This is a genomic window from Pseudomonas sp. PSB11, from assembly GCF_014596605.1.
Classification (GTDB): Bacteria; Pseudomonadota; Gammaproteobacteria; order Pseudomonadales; family Pseudomonadaceae; genus Aquipseudomonas; species Aquipseudomonas umsongensis.
In genome coordinates this window covers 1-24,913 of sequence record NZ_NOIO01000013.1, presented here as the reverse complement: position 1 = coordinate 24,913, position 24,913 = coordinate 1, and the positions used below count along the sequence as shown (strand labels likewise).

23 protein-coding genes and 1 pseudogene are annotated in these 24,913 nt (G+C 59.8%); 14 read left to right on the top strand and 10 right to left on the bottom strand.

The window, feature by feature from the left end; all coding sequences use genetic code 11:
• The first annotated feature begins 25 nt into the window (after positions 1–25).
• The 5 genes and pseudogenes from CGA21_RS16340 to CGA21_RS16320 all read left to right on the top strand — a co-directional run bounded on the left by CGA21_RS16340 (position 26) and on the right by CGA21_RS16320 (position 5,543).
• Entirely contained in the window at positions 26–931 is a 906-nt protein-coding gene (locus tag CGA21_RS16340; RefSeq protein WP_110749244.1) for a LysR family transcriptional regulator, read from the top strand.
• 63 nt (positions 932–994) lie between these two features.
• Positions 995–1,111: pseudogene (locus CGA21_RS16335) on the top strand (aldehyde dehydrogenase family protein); the annotation flags it as partial.
• 390 nt (positions 1,112–1,501) lie between these two features.
• Entirely contained in the window at positions 1,502–2,002 is a 501-nt protein-coding gene (locus CGA21_RS16330) for a sigma-70 family RNA polymerase sigma factor (protein ID WP_110749242.1), read from the top strand.
• Positions 2,003–2,042: 40 nt separating this feature from the next.
• Positions 2,043–3,026 (top strand): FecR family protein, encoded by a 984-nt coding sequence (locus CGA21_RS16325; RefSeq protein ID WP_110749241.1) that lies wholly within the window; start codon positions 2,043–2,045, stop codon positions 3,024–3,026.
• A 99-nt stretch (positions 3,027–3,125) separates the two neighbouring features.
• A complete protein-coding gene (locus tag CGA21_RS16320) occupies positions 3,126–5,543 on the top strand; it encodes a TonB-dependent siderophore receptor (protein ID WP_188264604.1) in 2,418 nt (805 codons plus the stop codon).
• Positions 5,544–5,603: 60 nt separating this feature from the next.
• Here the strand turns inward: CGA21_RS16320 and CGA21_RS16315 are convergent, their stop codons facing one another.
• On the bottom strand, positions 5,604–6,755 hold the full coding sequence (locus CGA21_RS16315; RefSeq protein WP_020795531.1) for an MFS transporter: 1,152 nt from the start codon (positions 6,753–6,755) through the stop codon (positions 5,604–5,606).
• 166 nt (positions 6,756–6,921) lie between these two features.
• Between CGA21_RS16315 and CGA21_RS16310 the strand changes: the two genes are divergently transcribed.
• Positions 6,922–7,914: a diaminopimelate epimerase gene (locus CGA21_RS16310; RefSeq protein ID WP_188264603.1), complete on the top strand. Its 993-nt coding sequence runs from the start codon at positions 6,922–6,924 to the stop codon at positions 7,912–7,914.
• A 110-nt stretch (positions 7,915–8,024) separates the two neighbouring features.
• On the opposite strand, the gene codA is transcribed toward CGA21_RS16310, so the two are convergent.
• The 5 genes from codA to CGA21_RS16285 form a co-directional block, all read right to left on the bottom strand.
• Positions 8,025–9,272 carry a cytosine deaminase gene (gene codA / locus CGA21_RS16305; protein ID WP_110749233.1) on the bottom strand — a complete coding sequence of 416 codons (1,248 nt, stop codon included), beginning with the start codon at positions 9,270–9,272 and terminating at the stop codon, positions 8,025–8,027.
• Positions 9,273–9,443: 171 nt separating this feature from the next.
• Positions 9,444–10,274: an alpha/beta fold hydrolase gene (locus CGA21_RS16300; RefSeq protein ID WP_188264602.1), complete on the bottom strand. Its 831-nt coding sequence runs from the start codon at positions 10,272–10,274 to the stop codon at positions 9,444–9,446.
• Between the two features lie 83 nt (positions 10,275–10,357).
• Complete coding sequence (gene queD / locus CGA21_RS16295; protein ID WP_008056290.1) at positions 10,358–10,714, bottom strand: 6-carboxytetrahydropterin synthase QueD; 357 nt, start codon at positions 10,712–10,714, stop codon at positions 10,358–10,360.
• Between the two features lie 75 nt (positions 10,715–10,789).
• Positions 10,790–11,869, bottom strand: a complete 1,080-nt coding sequence (locus tag CGA21_RS16290; RefSeq protein ID WP_020795527.1) for a hypothetical protein — start codon at positions 11,867–11,869, stop codon at positions 10,790–10,792.
• Between the two features lie 104 nt (positions 11,870–11,973).
• Complete coding sequence (locus CGA21_RS16285; protein ID WP_020795526.1) at positions 11,974–12,675, bottom strand: murein L,D-transpeptidase catalytic domain family protein; 702 nt, start codon at positions 12,673–12,675, stop codon at positions 11,974–11,976.
• A gap of 82 nt (positions 12,676–12,757) precedes the next feature.
• Here CGA21_RS16285 and CGA21_RS16280 point away from each other — a divergent pair, with 82 nt between their 5' ends.
• From CGA21_RS16280 to CGA21_RS16270, 3 genes are all read left to right on the top strand, one after another.
• Complete coding sequence (locus CGA21_RS16280; RefSeq protein WP_188264601.1) at positions 12,758–14,548, top strand: murein L,D-transpeptidase; 1,791 nt, start codon at positions 12,758–12,760, stop codon at positions 14,546–14,548.
• 110 nt (positions 14,549–14,658) lie between these two features.
• Positions 14,659–15,447 (top strand): 6-hydroxymethylpterin diphosphokinase MptE-like protein, encoded by a 789-nt coding sequence (locus CGA21_RS16275; protein ID WP_110749227.1) that lies wholly within the window; start codon positions 14,659–14,661, stop codon positions 15,445–15,447.
• Between the two features lie 145 nt (positions 15,448–15,592).
• Complete coding sequence (locus tag CGA21_RS16270) at positions 15,593–16,252, top strand: ribonuclease T2 family protein (protein WP_110749225.1); 660 nt, start codon at positions 15,593–15,595, stop codon at positions 16,250–16,252.
• Between the two features lie 7 nt (positions 16,253–16,259).
• Here the strand turns inward: CGA21_RS16270 and CGA21_RS16265 are convergent, their stop codons facing one another.
• Positions 16,260–16,730 carry a hypothetical protein gene (locus CGA21_RS16265; protein ID WP_188264600.1) on the bottom strand — a complete coding sequence of 157 codons (471 nt, stop codon included), beginning with the start codon at positions 16,728–16,730 and terminating at the stop codon, positions 16,260–16,262.
• A 208-nt stretch (positions 16,731–16,938) separates the two neighbouring features.
• Between CGA21_RS16265 and CGA21_RS16260 the strand changes: the two genes are divergently transcribed.
• Together CGA21_RS16260 and CGA21_RS16255 are read left to right on the top strand one after the other, a co-directional pair.
• Entirely contained in the window at positions 16,939–18,510 is a 1,572-nt protein-coding gene (locus CGA21_RS16260; RefSeq protein ID WP_188264599.1) for a GGDEF domain-containing protein, read from the top strand.
• 123 nt (positions 18,511–18,633) lie between these two features.
• Positions 18,634–20,040: a DUF1254 domain-containing protein gene (locus CGA21_RS16255; RefSeq protein WP_110749219.1), complete on the top strand. Its 1,407-nt coding sequence runs from the start codon at positions 18,634–18,636 to the stop codon at positions 20,038–20,040.
• Between the two features lie 53 nt (positions 20,041–20,093).
• Here CGA21_RS16255 and CGA21_RS16250 read toward each other — a convergent pair whose 3' ends face one another.
• Complete coding sequence (locus tag CGA21_RS16250; protein WP_110749217.1) at positions 20,094–20,393, bottom strand: hypothetical protein; 300 nt, start codon at positions 20,391–20,393, stop codon at positions 20,094–20,096.
• A 155-nt stretch (positions 20,394–20,548) separates the two neighbouring features.
• Here CGA21_RS16250 and xth point away from each other — a divergent pair, with 155 nt between their 5' ends.
• Positions 20,549–21,343 (top strand): exodeoxyribonuclease III, encoded by a 795-nt coding sequence (gene xth, locus CGA21_RS16245; RefSeq protein ID WP_188264598.1) that lies wholly within the window; start codon positions 20,549–20,551, stop codon positions 21,341–21,343.
• Between the two features lie 96 nt (positions 21,344–21,439).
• Positions 21,440–22,267, top strand: coding sequence for an arylamine N-acetyltransferase family protein (locus CGA21_RS16240; RefSeq protein WP_188264597.1), 828 nt, complete (start codon positions 21,440–21,442; stop codon positions 22,265–22,267).
• 63 nt (positions 22,268–22,330) lie between these two features.
• Here the strand turns inward: CGA21_RS16240 and CGA21_RS16235 are convergent, their stop codons facing one another.
• Both CGA21_RS16235 and CGA21_RS16230 read right to left on the bottom strand, forming a co-directional pair.
• Positions 22,331–22,654: a BrnA antitoxin family protein gene (locus tag CGA21_RS16235; RefSeq protein ID WP_020795516.1), complete on the bottom strand. Its 324-nt coding sequence runs from the start codon at positions 22,652–22,654 to the stop codon at positions 22,331–22,333.
• A 3-nt stretch (positions 22,655–22,657) separates the two neighbouring features.
• Positions 22,658–22,939 carry a BrnT family toxin gene (locus tag CGA21_RS16230; RefSeq protein ID WP_188264596.1) on the bottom strand — a complete coding sequence of 94 codons (282 nt, stop codon included), beginning with the start codon at positions 22,937–22,939 and terminating at the stop codon, positions 22,658–22,660.
• 255 nt (positions 22,940–23,194) lie between these two features.
• Here CGA21_RS16230 and CGA21_RS16225 point away from each other — a divergent pair, with 255 nt between their 5' ends.
• Positions 23,195–24,712, top strand: a complete 1,518-nt coding sequence (locus CGA21_RS16225) for a nucleobase:cation symporter-2 family protein (RefSeq protein ID WP_110749210.1) — start codon at positions 23,195–23,197, stop codon at positions 24,710–24,712.
• Positions 24,713–24,913: the final 201 nt, after the last annotated feature.

Here is a 24,913-nt window from a genome sequence, read left to right as displayed (position 1 = left end):
TGAACAATTTACGTTAGGATAGGGCATGGACAATTATTCACAGCTACTCGCCTTTATCTGGTCTACCGAGTGTGGAAGCTTTTCGGCTGCTGCTCGCGCACATAACATTACTCCATCGGCAGTCAGTAAATTGATCACTCGATTGGAGGACCGACTGCAAGTTCGGCTTTTCCAGAGAGGCTCACGCATTCTGACGCTGACCGAGGAGGGAGCCGCTTACCTGCGTAGCGCCAAGGCGGTTGTTGAAGCCATGAACGAGGCGGACTCCCTGGCCGAGGCGTTACCGTCCAGGGTCAGTGGCACGCTTCGGCTCCACACGATGACTTCTTTCGCCAAACACCAGATCGTGCCCTGGTTGCCAGAATTCCTGGATTTGTATCCGGCCCTGGATGTTGAAATTCAACTGGGCGCGCAGTTTGTCGATCACTTTGAGCAAGGGCTCGATATCGCCATTCACAGTGGGGTGTTGCCCAGCTCCTCACGTATCGCCAAGCGCATCGGTGAGTGCGAATGGTTGATCTGTGCGTCGCCGCAGTACTTGGCCGAGCACGGGATTCCCAAGGTTCCGGCGGATTTATTGGACCACCGATGCTTTAACTTCAGCTTTGTCAGCCCATGGAACAAGTGGTCGTTTCTTCAGGAGGGCGAGGGCGTCTCGGTACCGGTTACCGCCAGCGCGTCTTTCACTCAGGGAGATTTGCTGCGGGACATGGCACTGTCAGGTGCGGGCATTGTGAAGCTTGCCGATTTCCATATCGGGATGGACATCAAAGCTGGAACGTTGGTGCCGATACTCGAAGAGTTCAGGTCTGGCGTCGTTGAACCGGTTTATCTGCTGTATTCAGACAGAAAACACCTCAGTCCGCGCATCCGAGTGTTTATCGAGTTTTTCCAGAACAAGTGGCGGCAGAATCCCTGGAAGGTAACTTGAGCGCGGGTTCAGAGCCAAGGCAACCGGTTTAATCACGCAAGGCGTGATACCTGGACGCTACGAATTCATGCGGAAGCAGCTTCAGCGCGTTTTGCGTGTGGTAATACCGTTGTTGCAAAACCGTCAGAAGAGTCTCCGTCGTCGGCAACTTTGCTGGCTGGGGGTATGCATGATGCCGGCGCCGATAGGAGCAGCTCCTATGATACCAAAAAACCCGCTGGCAATTACTTTCTTAGTAGACGGTTGATTTTTGTTTTTATCTAAGAGTTTTTATAAGTACGTGTTTTCTATTTGCCATTGTGTTTTTTCAAGAAGTGAAAGTGCAAGGCGTAGTGCGCACTGCAAAGTGGGCATTGCGCATACGTAGTTGCCGTTAATTTAGGTTTCGCGTTACACAGCAACGAGATATTTAGGAGATGTTGAGCAGTGCTAAAACTTTCCCTATCGACAGAGGGTAGGAGGGGGCGTTCGCGTGATTAAAACCTACAGTTGCGCCGCTCGGCGCATGCCATTGCGCTGAGTTAATAGGAAGCATTACTATTCACGTCCTCGTCTCCACAGCACACCGCAATGACCCCCAAGCTGCCCCGCAGACACGGCTTTTTCGAGCATTACGAAGAGTTGATTGGCACCTGGACCCGTCGCCTGAGAAACCGTCAGCAGGCCGAGGACCTGGCCCACGATACCTTCGTGCGCGTGCTCGAGTCGGATTCGGCGGCGGTGCAGCAACCCCGGGCCTATCTGCACCAGACTGCGCGCAACATCGCGGTGGACGGTTATCGACGTGAGGATCGACGGAGTGCCATGGAGTCAGGGGCAATTGATCTCAGTGTGTCGTCGTCCGGCGACCCGGAGCATTTCATGCAGGCGATCCAGTTGGCCGATTCCATCGAGCGGGCACTCACCGAACTGCCGGTCAACTGCCGCAAGGTGTTTGTCTGGCAGAAGATCGAGGGCTTGACCCAGGCTGAAATCGCCGAACGCCTGGGGCTGTCCAGGAACATGGTGGAAAAGTATATGATCCGCACCCTGCGGCATCTGCGCGACCGCCTGGACGGGTTGCAGTCATGATGCGGTGTGGTTATTCATCCCCGGCCCAACAGGAACTTCCATGATGGATACTCGTGATTGTGCGTGCGGGCAAACAACGGTTCGCGATGAAGCGGCGCGCTGGTTTGTGCGTTTGCAGGAACCCGCCGTGGATGTCGATGCTCATCGCCAATTCGAACGCTGGCTGAATGAACACCCTCAACACCGGGACGAATTCGCGTTGCTCCAGGGCCTGTGGACAGCCGCCGACCTGGTGCCGGTGGCCCGTCTGCGGGCGTTGTGCGAAGAAACACCGTCACGCAGCAAACGTCGACCGATATTGCGCTATGCCGTGGCCGCCAGTGTGTTGGCGGTGGCAGTCGGCTTGGGCCTGTTCAACGGGTTGAAGCAACCGTCGCCTTACACGGCCGAGTTTTCCACAGCCCTGGGCGAGCGTCGCCAGGTAGCCTTGCCCGATGGTTCGATGGTCGACCTGGACAGCCGCAGCCGGATTCAGGTGCGCTTTGAGAAGAATCGTCGCGCCATTGAGCTGAGCGAAGGCGAGGCGATGTTCAGCGTCCAGCATGACAGCCTTCGTCCCTTTGTCGTTGAGGCGGGAAGTGGCAAGGTCACGGTTACCGGAACCCGCTTCGATGTACGCCGGGGCAGCGCCGAAACCCGGGTCGTGGTGGAGCAGGGCACGGTCAAGGTGCAGGGGCGCGATGCCGCCGCCGATGATTTCATCAGATTGACCGCGGGTCTCGGTACCCATGTCGATGCCGGGGGCAAGGTCGCTGTGGCCTATCCGGTCAACCCGGCTGAACTGACGGCCTGGCGCAACGGCAAGCTGGTGTTCAACAACGCCAGCCTGGCCGATGTCGCCGAACAGGTCTCGCGTTATCGCGAGAAGCCACTCAAGGTTGGCAATGCCGCAGTGGGCAATCTGCGCCTGACCAGCGTGTTCAAGTCCGACAACACCGACGCGTTGCTCAAGGCCTTGCCGAGCATCCTTCCGGTGGCCGTGCGCACGCTCGATGACGGCAGTCAGGAAATAATTTCAAAATAAAATTCAGGTTTTTTTCGAGTTCAGCGTCTTCCTGTTCAACTGCAACTGGTTTGCATTAACAAGCGCACACTTTTGCGATCTTCAGGGACTACGTTCGACGTGAAAAAAACCATCGCTAAAAACAACAATTCCCCTTGGTTGCCGCTGGCCCTTGCACTGGCGGTCAACCTGGCGCTGCCCCAGGCATTCGCTGGAGAGGCTATCCGCATCCCGGCGCAACCTTTGGGGCAGGCCCTGAGCCAGTTGGGCCAGCAGACGTCGCTGCAGGTTTTTTTCAGTCCGGAACTGGTGGCCGGCAAACAGGCCCCGGCAGTGGATGGCAATATCGCGCCGGAAGAAGCGCTGCGCCAGTTGCTGCAAGGCAGCGGCCTGCAATACCAGATCGATGAAGGCTCGGTAACGCTGCTACCGGCCCCTGCGGCAGACGGCCCGCTGGAGCTGGGCATGACTGACATCAAGGTGGTGGGCGACTGGCTCGGTGATGCCGATGCCGCGGTGGTGCAGAACCACCCCGGCGCCCGTACCGTGATTCGCCGCGAGGCCATGATCGAGCAAGGCGCGATGAACGTCGGCGACGTATTGAAGCGCGTGCCGGGTGTGCAAGTGCAGGAGGCCAACGGTACCGGTGGCAGTGATATCTCGCTGAACGTCGGCGTTCGCGGGCTGACTTCGCGCCTGTCGCCACGCTCGACCGTGTTGATCGATGGCGTGCCGGCGGCCTTCGCCCCCTATGGCCAGCCGCAGTTGTCCATGGCGCCGATTTCCTCCGGCAACCTCGACAGCATCGACGTGGTGCGCGGCGCCGGCTCCGTGCGTTACGGGCCACAGAACGTGGGCGGGGTGATCAACTTCGTGACCCGTGCGATCCCGGAACAAGCCTCGGCTGAAATCGGCAGCACCCTGGAAACCTCCCAACACGGTGGCTGGAAGCACATCGACACGCTGTTCGCCGGCGGCACCGCCGACAACGGCATGGGCGTGGCGCTGTTGTATTCCGGGGTGAACGGCAACGGTTATCGCAAAAGCAACAATGGCAATGACATCGACGACGTGATTCTCAAGACGCACTGGGCGCCGACCGATGTGGATGACTTCAGCCTCAACTTCCACTATTACGATGCCAAAGCCGACATGCCCGGCGGCCTGACCCAGGCCCAGTATGACGCCGACCCGTTCCAGTCCGACCGCGACCACGATAACTTCAGCGGCCGCCGCAAGGACGTGTCGTTCAAGTGGATTCGGCAACTCGACGACCGTACCCAGGCCGAAGTGCTGACCTACTACTCCGACAGTTTCCGTGGCAGCAACATCGCCGCTCGCGACCAGAAGACCCTGGGTTCGTTTCCGCGCACCTATTACACCTATGGCATCGAACCGCGTGTGTCCCACGTGTTCGACGTCGGCCAGACGACCCAGGAAGTGAGCGTCGGTTATCGCTACCTGAAAGAAGGCATGCACGAAGAAGCCAGCCGCCTGGCGCTGGTCAACAACGAGCCGGTCGCGCGTCCGGGTTCGGACGGCCATGTGTACCAGGACCGTACCGGGGGTACTGAAGCCCACGCGGTGTATGACGACAACAAAATCGATGTCGGCAACTGGACCATCACTCCGGGTGTACGTTTCGAGCATATCCAGACCGAGTGGCATGACCGCCCGGTGCTCGACACTGCAGGCAAGCCAGTGCAGGAAAAACGCCGCAGCATCGAGAGTAACGAGCCGCTGCCGGCGCTGAGCGTGATGTATCACATGTCTGATGCCTGGAAACTGTTCGCCAACTACGAAACCTCGTTCGGCTCCCTGCAGTATTTTCAGCTCGGCCAGGGTGGCGCAGGTGACGAAACGGCCAATGGCCTGGAACCGGAAAAGGCCAAGACCTACGAGCTCGGTACGCGTTACAACGATGAGGTGTGGGGCGGTGAAGTGACGCTGTTCTACATCGACTTCGATAAAGAGCTGCAATACATCAGCAACGATGCGGGCTGGACCAACCTCGGCGCTACCACGCACCGGGGCATCGAGGCATCGGTGCACTACGACATGGCGGCGCTGGACCCACGGCTGGCCGGTCTTACCGCCAATGCCGGCTACACCTACACCCGTGCCGTCTATGAAGGAGAGATTCCGGACTTCAAGGGGCGTGACCTGCCGTTCTACTCGCGCCAGGTAGCAACCGCCGGCCTGCGCTACGACATCAATCGCTGGACCTACAACCTGGATGCCTTCGCCCAGTCCAAGCAACGCTCCCCCGGCGTGGCGGTGAATGCTGACGGCAGCTTCAGCAACAACTACATCACTGAAGGCACGGCGGATGGGCAGTATGGCGACATTCCGGGCTACGTCACCTGGAACGTGCGCGCCGGCTATGATTTCGGTCCGCAGGTGTCGAACCTGAAGCTGGGGGCCGGGGTGAAAAACATCTTCGACAAGCAGTACTTCACCCGCTCCAGCGACAACAACGCGGGCATGTACGTCGGCACGCCGCGCACGTTCTTCGTCCAGGCCAGTGTCGGTTTTTAAAAGCTGAAGATCAAAAGATCGCAGCCTGCGGCAGCTCCTACAGGCTGCGATCTTTTCGCTTCAAACCTTCAACACTCTCCCGCCAATCGCAACCGCCAGCAGCAACAGCGCCATCAACCCGAAGGCAAAACTCAAGCTGGCGGCATGGGCGACGAATCCGATCACCGCAGGCCCTGCGAGTATCCCCGCGTAACCCAGGGTGGTAATGGCCGGCACGGCGATGCTTTGCGGCATCACGGTCTGCTTGCCCACCGCGGTATACAGCACTGGGACAATGTTCGAGCATCCGGCTCCCAGTAGCGCATAGCCCGCCAGCGCCGCTTCCCAGCTGGGGGCGAACGTGGCCAGCAACAGACCGGCCGCCGCCGCCGCCCCACCGAAGACAATGACCCGCGTTGCGCCCAGGCGACGCACGATGGCGTCACCGGTCAACCGGCCCACCGTCATGGTCAGTGCGAAAGCCGCGTAACCCAGGCCGGCGTAGGCCTTGTCGATGCCGCGTTCCTGCACCAGGAACACCGCGCTCCAGTCCAGGGCGGCACCTTCGGCGAGGAACACGATGAAACACATCCCGCCGATAAACAGCACGATACCGTGGGGAACAGCGAAGGCCGGCCCCGAACTTTCGCTGCCATAGGGCAGCATGTGCGGGGCAGCCTTGAGCAGTGCGACCAGCAGCAACACGATGACCACCAGCATCGCCCCCAGTGGCGCAAGCCCCAGGCCGAGCAACGCACTGACGCCCGCCGCGCCGACGATTCCGCCCAGGCTGAACAACCCGTGAAACCCCGACATCATGTTTTTGCCACTGGCGCGTTCGACGATCACCGCCTGCAGGTTCACCGTCGAATCCACGGTGCCCAGGCCCGCGCCGAACATGAACAATGCGCCGATCAAGGCCGGAATCGACGATACCGTGGCCAGCAAAGGCAACGCCGCACAGATCAGCAAGGTGCCACCGGTCGCCACTTTGCGGCACCCGAAGCGCGTGGCCAGGATTCCAGCTATAGGCATCGCCAATATCGAGCCCACACCGAGGCACAGCAGCAACAAACCCAGGGTGCCTTCGTCCAGCCCGGCCCGCGCCTTGGCATAGGGCACCAGCGGCGCCCACGCGGCGATGCCGAACCCGGCGATGAAAAAGGCGACGCGCGTGGACATCTGTTCCAGGCGCCCTGGCACGAATGAGGTCTGGGTGTTGAGGTTGGTCATATCAATCCTTGGAAAAAACGTCGCGTCTGCAACTGACAGTGATCTGGCCCCGAGGGTTCGCTCAGCGTCCGTGATCTGGCACGCCCACAAGCTGACATCCTTGCACAGCCAGACGGTGTTTCGCGATATGTTGTGCCAGAACCAGATGTCCAACAGGGAGGGCGCCATGGCGCGGATGTACGATGCACGGGGCAATATCTACAAGGTGGTGGCGCCCGAGGCGCTGCGCCAGCATGGCATCGACGTGCCCGATCAGGCCGACCGCGCCGCGCAAACTCGCGAGGACTGGGCGCTGGCGGCCATCGAAGCGTGCTGTGCCTGGGCGCCCGGCACGCAACCGCCGGGCAGCAAGGATCATTGCAGCGACGGTTTGCTGGTCGGGCCGTTTCAGTCATCGCCGCCCTTTGACCTGTTGATCGTCAACACCGACGGCACCCTGGCCGAGCGCAGCGGCAACGGGCTGACGATTTTTTCCCAGGCGTTGAGCGATCAGGGACTGTTTCCGAGCGATGAAGCCTGCGTACTCAGGGTGCATCACGACAAATCCGACACACCCTCGCCGGGGCAAACGTCGGTGAAAGCCGCGCAAGTCGAGGGTGCGCAGGGTTTCTGGCTAGACCTGGGCGAGCCTGGCTTCGGGCCATCGGCGGTCAGTGCCGTTGACGTTGAAGCTGTGCAGTTGAACGGCCGTGAGCTCAGCCACGTGCGTCAGTTGTCAGCACTCAATAGCGCCTGGACGCGCAGTCAGTTTGCCCGGGTCGGCAATCCGCATTGTGTGACGCTGGTGGACAGTGCCGAGGCCTTGCCGGGCAATGAGCAAATGAGGCAATCGCCATTGGCCGAGGGACTGATGCGAATCGCCTATGCGATGCCTGCTGGTGCGGGTAAACCCTGCCCGGCGGGGATTAATCTGCAATGGGCGATGCGTGAGTCCGGGCAGCGAGTGATCGCGCGAGTATTTGAACGTGGTGAAGGGCCGACAGCATCATCCGGCACCAGCGCCTCAGCAGTGGCGTGTTCGGCTTGGCGGATAGGGTGGGTGAGTGCCGGGGAGGTGAACGTGGTGATGCCGGGTGGTACGGCGCCGATTTTGCTGGAAGAGGAGCAGGGGGAGCTGAGTCGGGTCAGCCTGTTTGGTACGGCTCGATTAGTGAGGTGAATTTGAGATCGCCTTCGCGAGCAGGCTCGCTCCCACAGTAGTTTTTTGTCGTTCACAAAACTGTGGGAGCGAGCCTGCTCGCGAAGGGGGCATTCCAATCACAGCAACCTTCAGATCTGTTCGCTGGAGAACTCCACCACCGGCATCGTGCGCTTCATCAATACCTTGCCGCCGCGTACTGAATACAGCGGCAAGCCCTGGCTGCGAATCACCTCATAATCGCTTTCCGCCGAGAGGATCAGCAGGTTCGCCGGCCGTCCGGGTTCAAGCCCGTAGCGCTCGCCCAGGGCCATGGCCTTGGCGCTGTTGACGGTGACCAGGTCCAGGGCGTTTTGCAGGTTGCGATACCCGAGCATGTGGCAGATATGCAGGCCGGCTTCGAGCACCCGCAGGATGTTGCCGTTGCCCAGCGGGTACCAGGGGTCGACGATCGAGTCCTGGCCGAAACATACGTTCATGCCGGCTTCCAGCAGTTCGTTGACCCGGGTCACGCCCCGGCGTTTCGGAAAATTGTCGAAACGCCCCTGCAGGTGAATGCTTTCGGTAGGGCAGGAGACGAAGCTGATGCCGGCGTGCCCAAGCAGGCGAAACAGCTTGGCGCAGTAGGCGTTGTCGTACGAGCCCATGGCCGTGGTATGGCTGGCGGTGACCCGCGAGCCCATGTCGCGGCTGCGGGCTTCTTCGGCCAGCACTTCCAGGAAGCGTGACTGCGGGTCGTCGGTTTCATCGCAATGCACGTCCACCAGGCAGCCGGTGCGCTCGGCCAGGTCCATGAGGAACTTCACCGAGCTGACGCCCTGGTCGCGGGTGTACTCGAAGTGCGGAATGCCGCCCACCACATCGGCACCCATGCGGATGGCTTCTTCCATCAGCTCGCGGCCATTGCGGTATGACTCGATGCCTTCCTGGGGGAAAGCGACGATCTGCATGTCGACCAGATGCCGACTTTCTTCGCGCACCTCGAGCAGGGCCTTGAGCGCCGTGAGCTGCGGGTCGGTGACGTCGACGTGGGTGCGAACGTGCTGGATGCCATGGGCGGCGAGGGCCCTGATGGTTTTCCTGGCACGGACCTTGGTGTCTTCTTCGGTGATGGTGACCTTGCGCTCACCCCAGCACTCAATGCCTTCGAACAGCGTGCCGCTCATGTTCCAGCGCGGCTCGCCAGCGGTCAGGGTGGCGTCGAGGTGGATGTGCGGCTCGACAAAGGGCGGTACCACCAGGTTGCCACCGGCGTCCAGATCGTCGGGGCCCAGGGTCGGCGCTTCGGTCTGCCGGGCGATGTTGCTGATCAGGCCGTTTTCCAGGTGCAGCTCATGCAGGCCTTCCTGGTTGCGCAGCCGGGCGTTGATGATGTGCATCGGGCAGATCCTTTCAGAGAACCGTTTGGACAATAGCTCTACGTTAGCTCGGCAGCGGCGAATGCCGCCAGTGGTCTTTTCGCGGATGCGCACTCTCTACTGTAGGCGCTGGCTCTCCAGCGATGACGACTTAAAGACCAACCCAAAATTCAAGGCCGCCGGGGCGCGCTATCAGGCCGTCATAGCCAACGGCAAAAAACGCATCAGCGCAGCGATAATGGCTTCAGGTGCATCCTCCTGCACCATATGCCCGGCGTTGGCCACCGCATGAAACTGCGCCCCAGGAATTATCTGCTGCAAGGCCCGACCGCGTTCGATGGGAATCCATTGGTCGTCCTTTCCCCAGAGAATCTGCACCGGGCAGCGAATCGTCGGGTACAGCCCTTCGGCCTCGCGGGTGTAGCGTTCGTCCATTTGTGCGATCTGCCGATAGAATGCCGCTTGCCCAGGATCGCCCAACCACGGTTGCACGTAGGGTGCGAGTTCGTCATCCGGGATGTCTCGCTTGATTGCCCCGCGAATATAAGTCGCCACGATGGCTCGCTGGATGTAATCCGGCACACCACTGAAAGCGCCTTCGTACTGTCGGACATGCTGCACGAACGGCGAACCCCAGGGCGTTAGCGCCACCGGATCGATCAATGTCAGGCTGCGGTAATCCTTGCCGTTGAGTAAATGGCTGCGCAGGGCGGTCGCGCCACCAAAGTCGTGGGCCACCACATCCGGACGGTCCAGGCCCCAGTGTTCCAGCAATTGGGCCAACAGTAGGTTTTGCACACCCAGGGAAACATCGCCATCGACCTTTTCCGATTGCCCGTAGCCCAGCAAGTCGAAGTAGTACACCCGGTGAGTGGCGATGAAGTGCGGCGCAATCCGGAGCCAGACAAACGAAGAGAAGGGCGTGCCATGCACGAACGCCAGCGGCGGCCCATCGCCGCGCACGGCGTAGCGAACGTTATGCCCATTGAAACGATAGCTTTGAGCCAGCGGCCAGTCAGTCATTTGCGTGTCCTCTTGGCGGATGCAAGGGCAAAGCATAGGCATAAAAAAACCACCGGTCGCGGTGGTTTTTTTCATCGATTGGCTCACTCGCCGCGATAGATGCACCCACTGGTGCAGGTCTCGTGAATCCGGATGGCGCTCAATTCCGGCAGCAGCGGCTTGAGTTCAGCCCAGATGAATTTGGCCAGTACTTCACTGGTCGGGTTCTCCAGGCCAGGAATATCGTTCAGGTAGTTGTGGTCCAGGCGCTCATACAACGGCTTGAAGATCGCCTTGATTTCCGAGAAGTCACGAATCCAGCCAGTGTGCGGGTCGAGGTCGCCACTGAGGTGGATCGCCACTTTGAACGAGTGACCGTGCAGGCGGCCGCATTTGTGGCCGTCCGGGACGTGAGGCAGGCGGTGGGCGGATTCGAAGGTAAACTCTTTGAAAATTTCCACAGTGGTTTGAGCTCTGTTCAGGTGGCGATCGCCGCGGCGATGTGGGCAGACGGCGAGTTTAACAGCTTGTCCTGACTAAAGGGTCAGCAAGCGTTCGGCGAGATGACCGTTGGCCGTCAGTTCGAGAAACTCGTCGCCCAGGCGGCGGCTTTCCTCCATCGTCGTGCGCCAGTATTTCTGGCGGCTCGGGGCGTCGCCCATGAAGCGCTTGAAGTCATTACGATCCGGCAATTTGCCATAAGGCAGGCGCGCCAGGTATTCCTTCGATGGCGCCAGCAGTACGACATCCTGCAAGCGCGCAGGGCAGGCGCGGCGCCACGGCAAGGTCTTGTCGAACCAACCGGGAATCACCCGGTCGGTGAAGTGCGGATAAAGCACGATGTCGTTGCCGCTGTAGGGCAGGTCCAGGTGATAGTCCAGCAGGCCGCCATCGCGGAACGTGCCCGCACCAGCGCCCGGCAGGTGTCGCACGCCTTCCATCACCATCGGGATCGAACCCGAGGCCAGCAGGGCCTGGCGTAGATTGGAGGTGTCCAGTGCGACGAAGCGCGACGGGAAGTCGTTCAGCGCGTTGACCGGTGGTGCCAGGCGCGGGTCATGGATGATCAGCCGTTCGAAGTGCCGGGCCAGCCGCGCACGACCGCGCAGGTTATCGGCGATCACCGACGACAAGCCCAATCCCAGGCGGCCACGGTGGTCGTCCGCGAGCAAGCCGTGACTTTTGACTACCATGATGTTCAAGCGATAGTAGGGGTTGTCGAGCAGGGTCGCGTCACGACCATCGAGCAGATCATCGAGCATGCGCCGCGAGCTTTGGCTGATCTGCGCCATGGTTACGCCTTTGGCGAAATTCTGTTCGGTATAGAGGTGGCCAAGGCGCCGCAAGCCCTCGGCAGCATCCGGCAGGCAGGCGCTGGCAAAGCGCCAGGAGCCCACCGATGCGCCGATCAACGAGCGCTCGCGCGGTGCCGCCGGCAGCCATTCGCCGAACAATGCCAGGTCCAGACCCTGAATCCCCAGGGCTTTGGGACCGCCAGCGGCACCGGGTAGCGTGCCGACGTCCGCAGCGCTCAAGCCACGCTCGCGAATGCGGGCCAGCGCCCTGGCGCCGGCCTTGAGGGTCAGGGAGGGGAACTTGATATGGATAGCGGTCATACCGGTCTCGAATGCGGGCGAACGAGCGGATTATAAGCGTGTGGATGACGCAATTTCCGTGATGCAATGTCCGCCTTTAGTAGATACCCGCTTCAGCAGTCGGTTTACTGGCGTGACGTGACCTTGTCCGACGAGGCCACCGTGCCGCTGCCGCAATTGATGTACGAAGAGGATTTCAGCCAGCGCTGGTCCGGGTAATAGGAAAACAGCAGCTGCCCATCTTTCATCGAGTCGATCAGGCGGTGAGCGATGGCCGGCCTGACCGCCGGGCAGCCGAGGCTCCTGCCGATCCGGCCGTTGGCGCGGGCCAGCACGGGGCTGACATAGGGCGCGCCGTGAATGACGATTGCCCGGTCGAAGGCGTTATCGTTGAAGCCAGGCTCCAGGCCTTCCATGCGCAACGAATAACCGTTCTGGCCGACATAACTCTGTTGGGTGCGGTACAGGCCCAGGCTGGTGGCGAAACTTTCGTTCTGGTTGGAGAACTGGGTCGCCATGTTTTCGCCGCTGTTACGGCCATGGGCAACCAGTTCGTGGAACAGCAGCTTGCGTTTTTTCAGGTCGAATACCCACAGGCGCTGTTCGGTAGAAGGCAGGGAATAATCGATCACTGCTAGTCTCTGTGCCGGTGCTGCACCTTGGGCACGGGTACACTGTGTTGCGCGAACCGCCAGGGCAATGACCTTGGCATTGGCGTTTGGAGCAGCTTTGGCCAGCGCGACTTCGAGCGAATCGGCGTAGGCTGATGGAAGGATAGCCGACGTCAGCAACAGGGCTGTCAGGAAGCCAAAGCGATGTAGCGCCATAAAAATGTCTCATCAGGAATATGTCGAGTCTAGCAGCGAGTTGAACGCTAGCCCTTTGATTACAGGCGATTAAGGATTATCCATGGGTCAATTAACAAGGTTATTCGTCATAAGCCGCGTATTTTTTATGGTCTTTCTGATCAGCGGCACTGCTGTGGGTGAAACTTCGCCGATCGTGCCGGTATCTCCGGTATCTCCGGTATCTCCGGTATCTCCGGTATCTCCGGTGTCCGTGAGCGTGCTTGGTGCAGCACCCGATGACGAAATCGGCCAGGCGATCCAGGCGCAGCTCGAACCCTTGCAATCAGCATTTCCTCCGCTGCTGACCTCACGCAAGCATCAACGGGTGGATGTGGCCCGGGTGGTGCTGGATTTCTATTCACACCGCAATTTCCGCGCCGCGTGGAGGAACGGGCGAGATGTCAGCCAGTTGCTCAAGGGCCTGGATGATACCCAGGCCGATGGCTTGGTTCCTGCCGATTATCGGGCCGGTGAACTGGCCCAGGCGCAACTGGCGTTGCAGGCCACGGCACCAACCCCGGCGCAATGGGCGGCGTTCGATATTGCGGCGACCCGCACGTACGTCACGGCGTTGCTGCAATTGCGCCGGGGCAAGGTTGACCCGGCACGCCTGGATTTTCATTGGAACTTCGAACCCGAGGGCATCGATCCTCGCGAAGACATGAACACCTTCTTCACCGCCCTGGATGATCACGACGTGGCTCGTGCTTTCGCCCAAGCGCCGCCCCAGGAGGCCGTTTATCGCCGCCTGCGCGAGAGCCTTGCGCAGTTGCGCAAGGTGCGCGATGCCGGTGGTTGGCCGAAAGTCGCCGAAGGGCAGTCGCTCAAGCCCGGCATGGACAATGCAGCTGTCAAGCAATTGCGCGCGCGCCTGGTGGCCGCCGGGTACCTGGACCCGCACAAGTCCAAGCGTACCGATTACGACGACAGTGTCATTGCCGCGGTGAAGAAATATCAGCTGGAACAATACCTCGGCGCAGATGGCGTGGCGGGCGCGGGAACCCTGGCGGCGCTGAATGTACCGGTCGAGGCGCGAATCGACCAGGTGCGGGTGAACATGGAGCGGGCGCGCTGGTTGCTCTATAAGCTGCAAGGCACCTTTGTCATCGTCGACATCGCTGGCTACAAGGTCGCCCTGTACCGCGACGGTCAGCCGATCTGGCGTTCCCGGGTGCAGGTCGGCAAACCGTTTCGCAGCACGCCGGTGTTCCAGTCCGAAATCACCTACGTCACCTTCAACCCCACCTGGACCGTTCCGCCAACGATTCTCGTCAAGGATATGTTGCCCAAGATCCAGCAGAATCCCGGTTACCTGGCGGCCAACCGGATTCGCGCCCTGGATCGGCAAGGCAACACGCTCGACCCGTCGACCGTCGACTGGTCCAATGCGCGCGGCATCACCCTGCGCCAGGACGCCGGCCCGGATAACTCGCTCGGGCAGGTGGTGATCCGGTTCCCCAACGACTATGCGATCTACCTCCACGATACCCCGCATCGCGAGCTGTTCTCCAAATCCATGCGTGCCACCAGCTCCGGTTGCATCCGGGTGGAGAATCCATTGCAGCTGGTTGAACTGCTGTTCAACGACCCTGTGCGCTGGAACGCGGCGGGTATTCAAAAGCAACTGGCCAACGGCAAGACTCAAAACATCAGCCTTCCCGTCAAGGTGCCCGTGCTGCTGGCCTATTGGACAGTGGATCTGAATAACGACGGACGGGTGACGTTCAAACCGGACGTTTACGGTTACGATTCGCCAGTGCTGCGACTCTTGAACCAGCCTTCCAAGTTGCCTGCCCTGGAGTTGCAACGAGCAGAGCCGTCACTGGTCGTTAGGGGGCAAGACACGCTGTAGTCCTGGCGCCTTGGCGAGAAGCCAGGCCGGGGGGACCCATTGAGAACCATGGACATGAAAATGGGTCACAGTTGTTCAGTTAAATAGGGATAGGGATAGGGACATTGACGATGGATGTTGCCGACAAAAAAACGACACTCATTACCCGGGCGCTTCGGGTGCACGACCTGGATGAGTGTCGCAACATTCAAAAGGGACCCGTGTTCATCGTGGCGTCGGGTAAATCGGCCAAGGATTTCCCGTTGCACAGGTATGCTGGCGTTCCAATGATCAGCATGAACGGTGCCATTTCGAAATTCACGGGTACAGGTATCAAGCCGTACTTTTATGTGTGTACCGACCAGGGGTTTTCCGAGCAGCAGCCGGAATTGTTCACCGAGGCCATGCGCATCAGCGAGCGGGTTGCGCTGTGGGAAAAACATGTCTGGCACACCTCGCTAAAGCCCCAAGGCAAGCTGTACTTGCTAAGCCGGGCACCCAAGTTGGTGTGGAGTGATTTTTTCAGGACTGACAAAGACCTTGTCAGGGTCCGCAAGCTAGGCAGGGGGCGGAGTAAAACCCTGGGTTTCAGCAAGAACCTCAAACGCGGTTTTTTTGACGCGCGTACCGTCGCCTACCTGGCTTTGCAGCTCGCCTACCACCTGGGATTCAATCGGGTGTTCCTGGTGGGCGTCGACCTGGACCCGACAGCGGGGCGCTTCTATGAAACGCCAGGCAAATTCGTTTCACCCTGCGTGCTCGACGACCATTTTCAGACGAGAATCCTGCCGTCGTTCGAGATCCTGTCGAAGCAAGTCATCAACGAGGATTTTCAGGTCTACAACTTGTCCGGCGTCTCGAAAATTCCATCGCGACTGATTCCACGGATGACCCTGGAAGAGCTCGACAGGTTGCTTTGACGGATTGTTCTTCTGCACGACATCACACATTTCGAATGACTCTCTTGGTGGAGCGCGTTCGTGGCTGTGCCAAAGTATCGGCTTTTGACCGGTCCAGTGTCGGTCGGTGTTATTTCCAATGAAATCACCTCGAAGGAACGTGCCGATGAAAAGACTTTACGCCATGGTCGCGCTGATCGTGTTGACGTTCGCCAGCGTGGGCCCGAGCAGCGCCCGGGATTCAGGGAGCGCCAGGCCGCCATCCGTGGCGGGGGTGTTTGACTACTATCTGTTGGTGCTGTCCTGGTCTCCTACCTACTGCCTGACCCATCGTGACGACGCGCAATGTTCCGGCAAAGGCTATGGCTTTGTACTTCACGGCCTCTGGCCGCAATACGCCCGGGGTGGTTGGCCGAAGTCCTGCGCGCCGAGGGTGAAGCTTTCGCCAGAGGAGCGGGCGAAGGGCTTGATGCTATTCCCGACCAACAAGCTGCTCGAGCACGAATGGGCCAAGCACGGCACGTGCAGCGGCCTAGGTGCCATCGGTTACCTGGAGGCCTCCGACAAGGCCTTGGGCGCGGTCAGGATTCCCGAGCAACTGCAACCCTTGAATAACACGCTTTATTTTTCAGCCCGGGACATTGAGCAGATGTTTCGCCAGAGCAATCCGGGGTTGCCGGGGGATGGCATTGCGGTGATCTGCAACGGGCCGCAGTTGTCGGAGGTTCGGGTCTGCATGGACAAGGACCTGGCGTTTGCGTCTTGTGGCACCGGAGTGAAGACACAATGCCGTGCCGGTGATATCCGGGTTCCACCTTTGCGGTGATGGTGCTTCACCCGAGCTCCAGTCCTGCCTGGACCACCGACAGCAGATTGTTTTCGGTCAGCGCGACCGCATCCGGTTGCGCTGCGGCTTGTTCGATCACTTGTAGCCACCAATGTGTTGCGCCGTGTTCGTCCACGGTGCGCAACAGGGCCAGTTCGTTGCCTTTGCAGTGGATTTCGACCCGCCCCTCGCCATCCGCCGTGAAGCGCGCGACGGGATCGAGCGTGATGCTTTGGCGATTGCCGGTGATCACCAGTTGGTCGATGGCATAGTCGAAGGTGTCACCCTGTGGGTGGCTCTCGAACACGTGAGTGGGGTTGCGCCGCAGGACCAGGCCGGCCTCGGTCAATGGCTGTAACCAGGCCTCGATCCGGTGATACAGCTCATAGACCTGGCCCGGCCAACTGTCGATCGCCTGATCGATGCCGGAGGGCCGGGTCTGTTTCAGTTTTACGGCCAGCTCGTCTGCCTTGCTCATTTCATTTCCCTGTCGTGGTGTAACACTCATCGTAGCTCCTTGATGGTGATGTGGCAGTTGTCCTGTGTCATGTCGCTGACAGTTTCCAGGGGATGGTTAAACATTTGGCATCTGCTGCGCTTTTCCCGCGGGTAACATCGTAGACTTGGCGCCCAAAACCAGAGGCATGGGGGTGTCGCTCGTGCCTTGTCCTTTCAGGGAGCGCTTTTTGCCAACACGCCTTGATGAGTTGTATCACGCCCAAGGGATCGCCTTGAAACGCATACCGCTGCGCAACGCCGCAGTGTTGTTTATCGGCGCGGTGTGCCTATGCCTGTGCGCCTTGCTTTATCTGCAACTGGAGCAGTCCCGGCGCCATGACCTGAGCCAGGCCCAGGTCGCCTCGTCGAACCTGACGCGGGCCATGGCGCAGCAGGCCGAAGACACCTTCATGCAAGCCGATCTGGTGCTGACCAGCCTGGTGGACTGGATTCAGGCCGACGGATTCGGCCCAGCCCAACGTCCACGTTTGCAGAAGACCTTCGTCCGGCGGGTGCAGGCGCTGGATCAATTGCACGGCATCCTGTTGTTCGACCAAAAGGGCCAGTGGGTCGTGACCTCGTTTGAAGCACTGCCTCGCGGCAACGGCGTGGCCGATCGCGAATATTTCAGGTTTCACCAGCAGAACATTTCTTCCGTGGCGCACATCGGCCCGGCCATCCGCAGTCGGGAAAATGGCGAATGGATCATTCCGATCTCCAAGCGGGTCAATGACAGGAAGGGGCAGTTCCAGGGGGTGCTGCTGGCCGGCATCAAGATGTCGTACTTCGAGCAGTTCTTCAAAAGCTTCAGTATCGATGACAACGGCGCGATGTTCCTGGCATTGACCGATGGCACGTTGCTCGCCCGTCGGCCCTATGTGCAAGCGCAGATCGGTACGTCATTGGCCAAGGGTGAAATCTTTCAGAACCTGCTGCCTCGCGCGACTTCCGGCAACGCGATGTTCGCCTCAGAGATGGATTCGATTGTCCGCCTGCATGGTTATCGGCAGCTGGAGGCCTACCCGCTGGTGGTCTCGGCGGCATCGTCGCGGGACTCGATTCTCGCGGACTGGTACGACACGGCATTTCGCTCCAGCGCCATCGTCGTGCTGGTCATGCTGGGCATCGGACTGATCGGCTGGGTGTTCATACGCCAGGTGCGTGTGGGTGAGCAGGTCGAGGCGGACTTGCGACAAGCTCAGCAAGCACTTGAGCTGATTGCCACCCACGACAGCCTGACCGGCCTGGCCAATCGCCGGTTGTTCGAGCGGGCCCTCGATATCGAATTCGGGCGCGGCGCCCGGCAACACAGCCCGCTGAGCCTGATCATGCTCGATATCGATTTTTTCAAGCGTTACAACGATACCTACGGTCATGTGGTGGGCGATCACTGTCTGGCCGAAGTGGCACGTGCCGTGAAAAGTTGCTGCCATCGCAAAGCCGATCTGGCAGTGCGATACGGTGGCGAAGAGTTTGCGGTGTTGCTGCCTGACACCGATATTCAGGGCGCCATGAACATTGCCGAACAGATCCGTCGCGGCGTCATGGACAAGAACATCAGCCATTCGGGATCGCCCTGCGGATACGTGACCGTCAGCCTCGGTTGCTATTCGTTCGTGCCAACGGGGCGCGATAGCGTGGAAGTGTTCATCCAGCGCGCGGACGCTGCGCTGTATCAGGCCAAGCATTCGGGCAGGAACCGTTCGGCGACGTTGTCGGTGGAGGGCGGGGTGCAGGCACTCGTGCGATCGGACCGCTGACGTGGCTGCGCGACTAGCGGTAGCCGATTGTCTGCCTGTCAGAACTTGTGCAATTGATCGTCTAGAGTTCCGATAGCTCTGCCACTTCCGGCAGATCTCCCCATCGCACGGACGATCGCCACTATGTCGATAACCCAAGCTTTGACCTCCATAGCCCTTATTGTTGCGTCCAGCGCGGTCTTTCCGCTGGTCAGTCAGGCGCAATCGAAAATCACCGCCGAAGAAGCGCATGCCATTGGCGTGGATGCCTACGTTTACTTTTATCCGCTGTTGACCATGGACATCACCCGCAAGCAATTCACCAACATTGAACCGGGCAAGGAGTTTGGCAAAGGCCCGATGAACATGTTTGTGAGTGTGCCTGAGTACCCGCCTGCAGATTTCAAAGGGGTGGTGCGGTCGAATTTCGACACGTTGTATTCCATCGCATGGCTCGACCTGACCAAAGAACCGCTGGTCATCGCTGCGCCAGATACAGCCGGACGCTTCTATTTGCTGCCGATGCTCGACATGTGGAGTGACGTATTCGCTTCGCCAGGCTGGCGCACCACCGGAACCGACGCAGCGCAGTTCCTGGTGACCCCACCGGGATGGACCGGCACAGTACCTGCGGGACTGAACCATCTGCCGGCGCCGACGCCCTTTGTCTGGGTGATCGGGCGAACCAAGACCGATGGCGCGGCGGACTACGCGGCGGTGCACAAGATCCAGGCCGGCTACACCGTGACGCCGTTGTCTCGGCTGGGCAAAGGTGCTGAACCGGTCAGCGTCAAGATCGACCCGGCCGTGGACATGAAGACCCCGCCGAAAATCCAGGTCGATACAATGTCGGCGGCCGACTACTTCGCCTACGCCGCCGAACTGCTCAAGGTGCATCCGGCCCACGGCACCGATCAGCCGCTACTGGCGCAAATCAAGCGCATTGGCATCGAACCTGGCAAGTCGTTCAGCATGGATGCCCTGGACCCTGAGATAAAAGCTGCCTTGGAGACTGCGCCCAAGGACGCGCAAGCACTGATGGCGTGGAAGGTGCCTACCCTCGCACGAGTGGTCAACGGCTGGTCGATGAACACCGACACCATGGGCGTCTACGGCAACTACTACCTCAAACGCGCGATTGTGGCGCAGGTGGGGCTCGGCGCGAATCTGCCGGAAGACGCGATCTATCCCTTGAATATCGGTGATGTAAATGGCAATGCCCTCGACGGCGCGCACAAATACGTGCTGCATTTCGCCAAGGATGAAGTGCCTCCAGTGAATGCCTTCTGGTCGATCACACTGTACGACCCTGAAGGTTTCCAGGTAGGGAACGAGCTCAACCGATTCGCGGTCAGCAGCTGGATGCCGTTCAAGAACAACGCTGACGGCTCGCTCGATATCTATTTCCAGAATGAAAACCCTGGCAAGGACCTGGAAGCCAATTGGCTGCCGGCGCCCAAGGGGCCGTTCAACCTGACCATGCGCTTGTACGGTCCGAAGTCCGAGGCCTTGAACGGCAAGTGGAATCCGCCAGCGGTCAAGCAGATGTAGTGCGGGCAATCGAGGCAGCCGACGATGATCCGTCATCGGCTGCCTTTACGCGTTCAGCTGCCCGTCCCGCCGCCAGCCCCGCCGGTCCCTCCGCCAGCCGCCCCGGTGCCCCCTCCGGCACCCGAACCGCTGTTGCTGCCCGCGCTTCCACTTGATGAGCCGGTTGCACCGCCGTCACCGGCGTTGCCGCCCGAGGGCGAGCTCGGCGTGTTGTCCGGTGGCATGACCGGCCCGCTGGATGCTCCGGATTTAGTACCCGCGGCATCAGCACCATCGCCGGCTGCGAAGGTGGCCAGGGAGGCCGCGCAAAGCAATCCAGCGAGAAACAGCGAAGTGATTCTGGCGTTTTTCATGGTCCGTCTCCAAAAAATGAGTCGTTACCTGAAGTTGGTGTGAAGGGCAGGGCGGTTGGTGCCAGCAGCATGACGAGTGGCAGTCTATGGTGGGCCGAACACCTGGCAGGCCGTGCGGTCACACCCATGAGACCCAGCCAAACGGGACGGTGGTCATGAAAAAGCTGCGAATTGCGACATTCAACGTCAACGGCATGCGCGCCCGCCTGCCAAATCTGTTGGCCTGGCTTGAGCGCGAACAACCGGATATCGCCTGTCTCCAGGAGCTCAAGTCGGTCGACAGTGCGTTTCCCGCCGCGCAGCTTGAGGCCATCGGATACGGAGCGATCTGGCAGGGGCAGGCGTCATGGAGCGGGGTGGCGATTCTGGCACGCGATGCGCAGCCACTGGAAAGCCGTCGAGGTCTGCCGGGCGATGACGAGGATAGTCACAGTCGGTACCTGGAAGCTGCCGTACACGGGATTGTGGTGGGTTGTCTGTACTTGCCCAACGGTAACCCGCAACCAGGGCCGAAGTTTGATTACAAACTGGCCTGGTTCGAGCGCCTGATACGTTACGCAAAGGCGCTGCAGGGCAGTGAGCATCCGGTAGTGCTGGCGGGTGACTACAATGTGGTTCCCACCGACCTCGACATCTATAACACGCGTTCCTGGCTCAAGGATGCCTTGCTGCAACCCGAGAGCCGCGAGTGTTACCAGCGTCTGCTGGACCAGGGTTGGACCGATGCTCTGCGACACCTGTATCCGAATGAGCGGGTCTACACCTTCTGGGATTATTTTCGCCAGCACTGGCAGAAAAACTCCGGGTTACGCATCGATCACCTGTTGCTCAACCCGGCCTTGAGTCCATACCTGGAGGACGCCGGTGTCGATGCCTGGGTGCGCAACGAACCCCATGCCAGCGACCATGCGCCCACCTGGATTCAGTTGAGCTCGCGCAAGCGCCGTTGAGTGTTCTTGCCGGACGATTGGCTAAATCAATTGTCGGCCGTACCCCTTCATCCCTTATACATAGCGTCCACAGCTTGCGTGCATAAGGATAAAGCGATGAGCGAGCCACGTCTGGCAAACACTGTTTCCTATCTAAGGCGCCTGGGATTCGACGCTCCCCCGGCACCGACGCTTGAAACCCTGCGCCTGCTTCAATTGCGTCACACCGGTGCCTTTGCGTTTGAAAACCTCACCACGCTGGCAGGCGAGCCGGTGCTCATCGACTTGGCATCGATCGAGCAAAAGGTCCTGCAGGATGGGCGCGGCGGTTACTGCTACGAACTCAACTATCTGTTTCTGGTCTTGCTCCAGGCGCTCGGCTTCGACGCGCGGGGCATCAGCGGGCGCGTGGTCATGGGCCAGCCGGAGGGTGCCTGGACCGCGCGTACGCACCGTTTGAGCCTGGTGACGCTCGATGGCGTGCGCTACATCACTGACGTCGGCTTCGGCGGCATGGTGCCCACGGCACCGCTGTTGCTCGACAGCCGCGATGAACAATGGACTCCCCACGAGCCGTATCGCATTGAACAGCACGTTGACGGCTACACCCTTCGCGCCAAGGTCGCGAATGAATGGCGACCCATGTACATCTTCGATCTGCAGCGCCAGGAGGACATCGATTACGCCGTTGGCAACTGGTACGTCTCGACCCACCCCGAATCACCGTTCGCCAGGCAACTGATGGTGGCTCGAACCGGGGAAGGATGGCGACGGACCCTCAATAACGGCAGCTTTGCAATCCATCGTACAGGGCAGGACAGTGAACGCCGGGAAGTGGCCGACCTACAGGAGTTGATTGGCGTGCTGGAAAGCGAGTTCGAGATTCGGGTGCCCACGCATGCATCGTTGATGCGCACACTTGAGCGATTGATAGCGCCGCAATAGTCGACGCATCGTGCACACAAAAAAAGTGCGGATTGGATCAATTTGCACCTTTTCCGTGCTTTTCTAAGGCCGGGCATCAGGCTCCATCACCCGCTGAATTTCACTGAGGGCTTGCGCGAGCTTTTTTTCCAGGTTTTTCAACTCAGAGGCGGTGATCCCCTTTTTCAGGTGCCTGCCAGTGCTACCTTCTGTTTTGTCATGCCCGGTCAGCAACGCCCTGCGCAGTGTGTTGTTGATCGCGGTCTGGTAGCCATAACCCTCGCTCTCCGCGAGCGCGCGTGCCGCTTCGATGACGACGTCATCAAGCATGATGGTGATACGGGTCTTGCCTTTGCTGGAGGCAACTGCCCCACGCCTGGCATGGCTGAAGTCGTACTCGTCTTTCATGGGTCAAGCCTCCAGATACTGGCGGCGCTCGTTTTTGCTGGCGAGGCGCGCCGAAATGATTCGAACGAAATTAGGGTCACGGTGGGTGTACGCCACGACCAGCAAACGACCTTTGCCGTCCAGCCCCATGATGATCCAGCGCTGTTCGTCATGATGATTGTCTTCAAAGGTTAGCGCCCGTTCATCATGGAACACTGGCTCCGTATCTGCGAGGCTGATACCCAGGTGCTTGAGTTTATTGGCTGCGTTCTTCGCCCTGTGATACTGAATTTCGAATGACTTCATTATGCATACTTTATATGTATATGAAAGGGGGCGATCACTACCGATGGTCACCAGGAATTCAAAAGACTAGTGGGCGCGGGAGAATGGGGCGCGCGGATGTATTTCAAGGTTTTTTACGATGTGATGCGCGATGGCACACAGCCTGCATGAACGACCGTTCATAATTTGACTGGCAAGTTGTATACAACTCTATAGACATTTGTCCTGGATCTTGAATACAGTGTGCGCATAACAAAAACCAGGGAACCCCCTAACATGAAAACGCCCCATGTTTCACACCAACGGCCTGAAGATGAAAATCTCGGGATCGGCGCGAATATGGCTTACGGCCTGCAACATGTTCTGACCATGTACGGTGGCATCGTCGCGGTGCCCTTGATCATTGGGCAGGCGGCCGGGCTGTCGCCGGCGGACATCGGTTTGTTGATTGCTGCTTCATTGTTTGCGGGGGGGCTGGCCACGTTGCTGCAAACCCTGGGTCTGCCGTTTTTCGGTTGTCAGTTGCCGCTGGTGCAGGGCGTGTCGTTTTCCGGCGTCGCGACCATGGTGGCGATTGTCAGCAGTGGCGGCGAGGGCGGGTTTCAGTCGATCCTGGGGGCGGTCATAGCCGCTTCCCTGATCGGATTGCTGATCACGCCGGTGTTCTCGCGAATCACCAAGTTCTTCCCGCCGCTGGTCACGGGCATCGTGATCACCACCATCGGTCTAACGCTGATGCCGGTGGCGGCACGCTGGGCCATGGGTGGCAACAGTCACGCCCCTGACTTTGGCAGCATGGCCAACATCGGGTTGGCAGCGGTGACGCTGGTGCTGGTGCTGTTGCTGAGCAAGATCGGCAGCGCCACCATCTCAAGGTTGTCGATCCTGCTGGCGATGGTCATCGGTACGGTCGTCGCGGTGTTCCTTGGCATGGCGGATTTCTCGTCCGTCGGCCAGGGGCCAATGTTCGGTTTCCCGACACCTTTTCACTTTGGTATGCCGACCTTCCACTTCGCGGCAATCCTGTCCATGTGCATCGTGGTCATGGTGACCCTGGTGGAAACCTCGGCCGATATCCTGGCCGTGGGTGAAATCATCGACACCAAGGTCGATTCCAAGCGCCTGGGCAACGGATTGCGCGCGGACATGCTGTCGAGCATGATCGCCCCGATCTTCGGCTCCTTCACCCAAAGCGCCTTCGCCCAGAACGTGGGGCTGGTGGCGGTGACCGGCATCAAGAGCCGTTATGTGGTGGCCACCGGCGGCCTGTTCCTGGTGATCCTCGGCCTGCTACCGTTCATGGGGCGTGTGATTGCCGCCGTGCCGACCTCCGTCCTCGGCGGGGCCGGTATCGTGCTGTTCGGCACCGTTGCGGCCAGCGGCATTCGCACGCTGTCCAAGGTCGACTACCGCAATAACGTCAACCTGATCATCGTCGCGACCTCCATCGGTTTCGGCATGATCCCGATCGCCGCGCCGAACTTCTACGATCACTTCCCAAGCTGGTTCGCCACGATCTTCCATTCGGGTATCAGCTCTTCGGCAATCATGGCCATCGTGCTCAACCTGACCTTCAACCACCTCACGGCCGGTAACTCCGACCAGCAGTCGGTGTTTGCGGCGGGCACCGAGCGGGTGTTGCGCTACCAGGACCTGGCGGCGTTGCGCGAAGGGGATTACTTCAGCGACGGCAAGTTGCACGACTGCGATGGCAAGGAGATTCCAGTGGTGGAATCGGCACATGGGGCGGTGGACCCGCGACCAGTGCTGGCCAAGAACAGTGAGCATGTCTGACGCAAGGCGTCACTGAAAAGGGCCGATCTGTTGAATAGACAGGTCGGCTTTTTTCTTTTGAAATAAAAACAACGTGTCTAGTCCTGAAATAGGTTTACATCTATTTCACCCAGCGCCCGATGCACCGCATCGGGCGTTTTGTATTTTAAAGACAGGTGCGGGCGCTCCTGGTTGTAGATCAAGATTGCCTCCCGCACCATC

Excerpts from the sequence above, each read along its gene's own strand:
- CGA21_RS16340 (WP_110749244.1), top strand. The coding sequence starts at position 26 with ATGGACAATTATTCACAGCTACTCGCCTTTATCTGGTCTACCGAGTGT.
- CGA21_RS16330 (WP_110749242.1), top strand. The coding sequence starts at position 1,502 with ATGACCCCCAAGCTGCCCCGCAGACACGGCTTTTTCGAGCATTACGAA.
- CGA21_RS16325 (WP_110749241.1), top strand. The coding sequence starts at position 2,043 with ATGATGGATACTCGTGATTGTGCGTGCGGGCAAACAACGGTTCGCGAT.
- CGA21_RS16315 (WP_020795531.1), bottom strand. The coding sequence starts at position 6,755 with ATGACCAACCTCAACACCCAGACCTCATTCGTGCCAGGGCGCCTGGAA.
- CGA21_RS16310 (WP_188264603.1), top strand. The coding sequence starts at position 6,922 with ATGGCGCGGATGTACGATGCACGGGGCAATATCTACAAGGTGGTGGCG.
- codA (WP_110749233.1), bottom strand. The coding sequence starts at position 9,272 with ATGCACATCATCAACGCCCGGCTGCGCAACCAGGAAGGCCTGCATGAG.
- CGA21_RS16300 (WP_188264602.1), bottom strand. The coding sequence starts at position 10,274 with ATGACTGACTGGCCGCTGGCTCAAAGCTATCGTTTCAATGGGCATAAC.
- CGA21_RS16290 (WP_020795527.1), bottom strand. The coding sequence starts at position 11,869 with ATGACCGCTATCCATATCAAGTTCCCCTCCCTGACCCTCAAGGCCGGC.
- CGA21_RS16285 (WP_020795526.1), bottom strand. The coding sequence starts at position 12,675 with ATGGCGCTACATCGCTTTGGCTTCCTGACAGCCCTGTTGCTGACGTCG.
- CGA21_RS16280 (WP_188264601.1), top strand. The coding sequence starts at position 12,758 with ATGGGTCAATTAACAAGGTTATTCGTCATAAGCCGCGTATTTTTTATG.
- CGA21_RS16275 (WP_110749227.1), top strand. The coding sequence starts at position 14,659 with ATGGATGTTGCCGACAAAAAAACGACACTCATTACCCGGGCGCTTCGG.
- CGA21_RS16270 (WP_110749225.1), top strand. The coding sequence starts at position 15,593 with ATGAAAAGACTTTACGCCATGGTCGCGCTGATCGTGTTGACGTTCGCC.
- CGA21_RS16265 (WP_188264600.1), bottom strand. The coding sequence starts at position 16,730 with ATGAGCAAGGCAGACGAGCTGGCCGTAAAACTGAAACAGACCCGGCCC.
- CGA21_RS16255 (WP_110749219.1), top strand. The coding sequence starts at position 18,634 with ATGTCGATAACCCAAGCTTTGACCTCCATAGCCCTTATTGTTGCGTCC.
- CGA21_RS16250 (WP_110749217.1), bottom strand. The coding sequence starts at position 20,393 with ATGAAAAACGCCAGAATCACTTCGCTGTTTCTCGCTGGATTGCTTTGC.
- xth (WP_188264598.1), top strand. The coding sequence starts at position 20,549 with ATGAAAAAGCTGCGAATTGCGACATTCAACGTCAACGGCATGCGCGCC.
- CGA21_RS16240 (WP_188264597.1), top strand. The coding sequence starts at position 21,440 with ATGAGCGAGCCACGTCTGGCAAACACTGTTTCCTATCTAAGGCGCCTG.
- CGA21_RS16235 (WP_020795516.1), bottom strand. The coding sequence starts at position 22,654 with ATGAAAGACGAGTACGACTTCAGCCATGCCAGGCGTGGGGCAGTTGCC.
- CGA21_RS16230 (WP_188264596.1), bottom strand. The coding sequence starts at position 22,939 with ATGAAGTCATTCGAAATTCAGTATCACAGGGCGAAGAACGCAGCCAAT.
- CGA21_RS16225 (WP_110749210.1), top strand. The coding sequence starts at position 23,195 with ATGAAAACGCCCCATGTTTCACACCAACGGCCTGAAGATGAAAATCTC.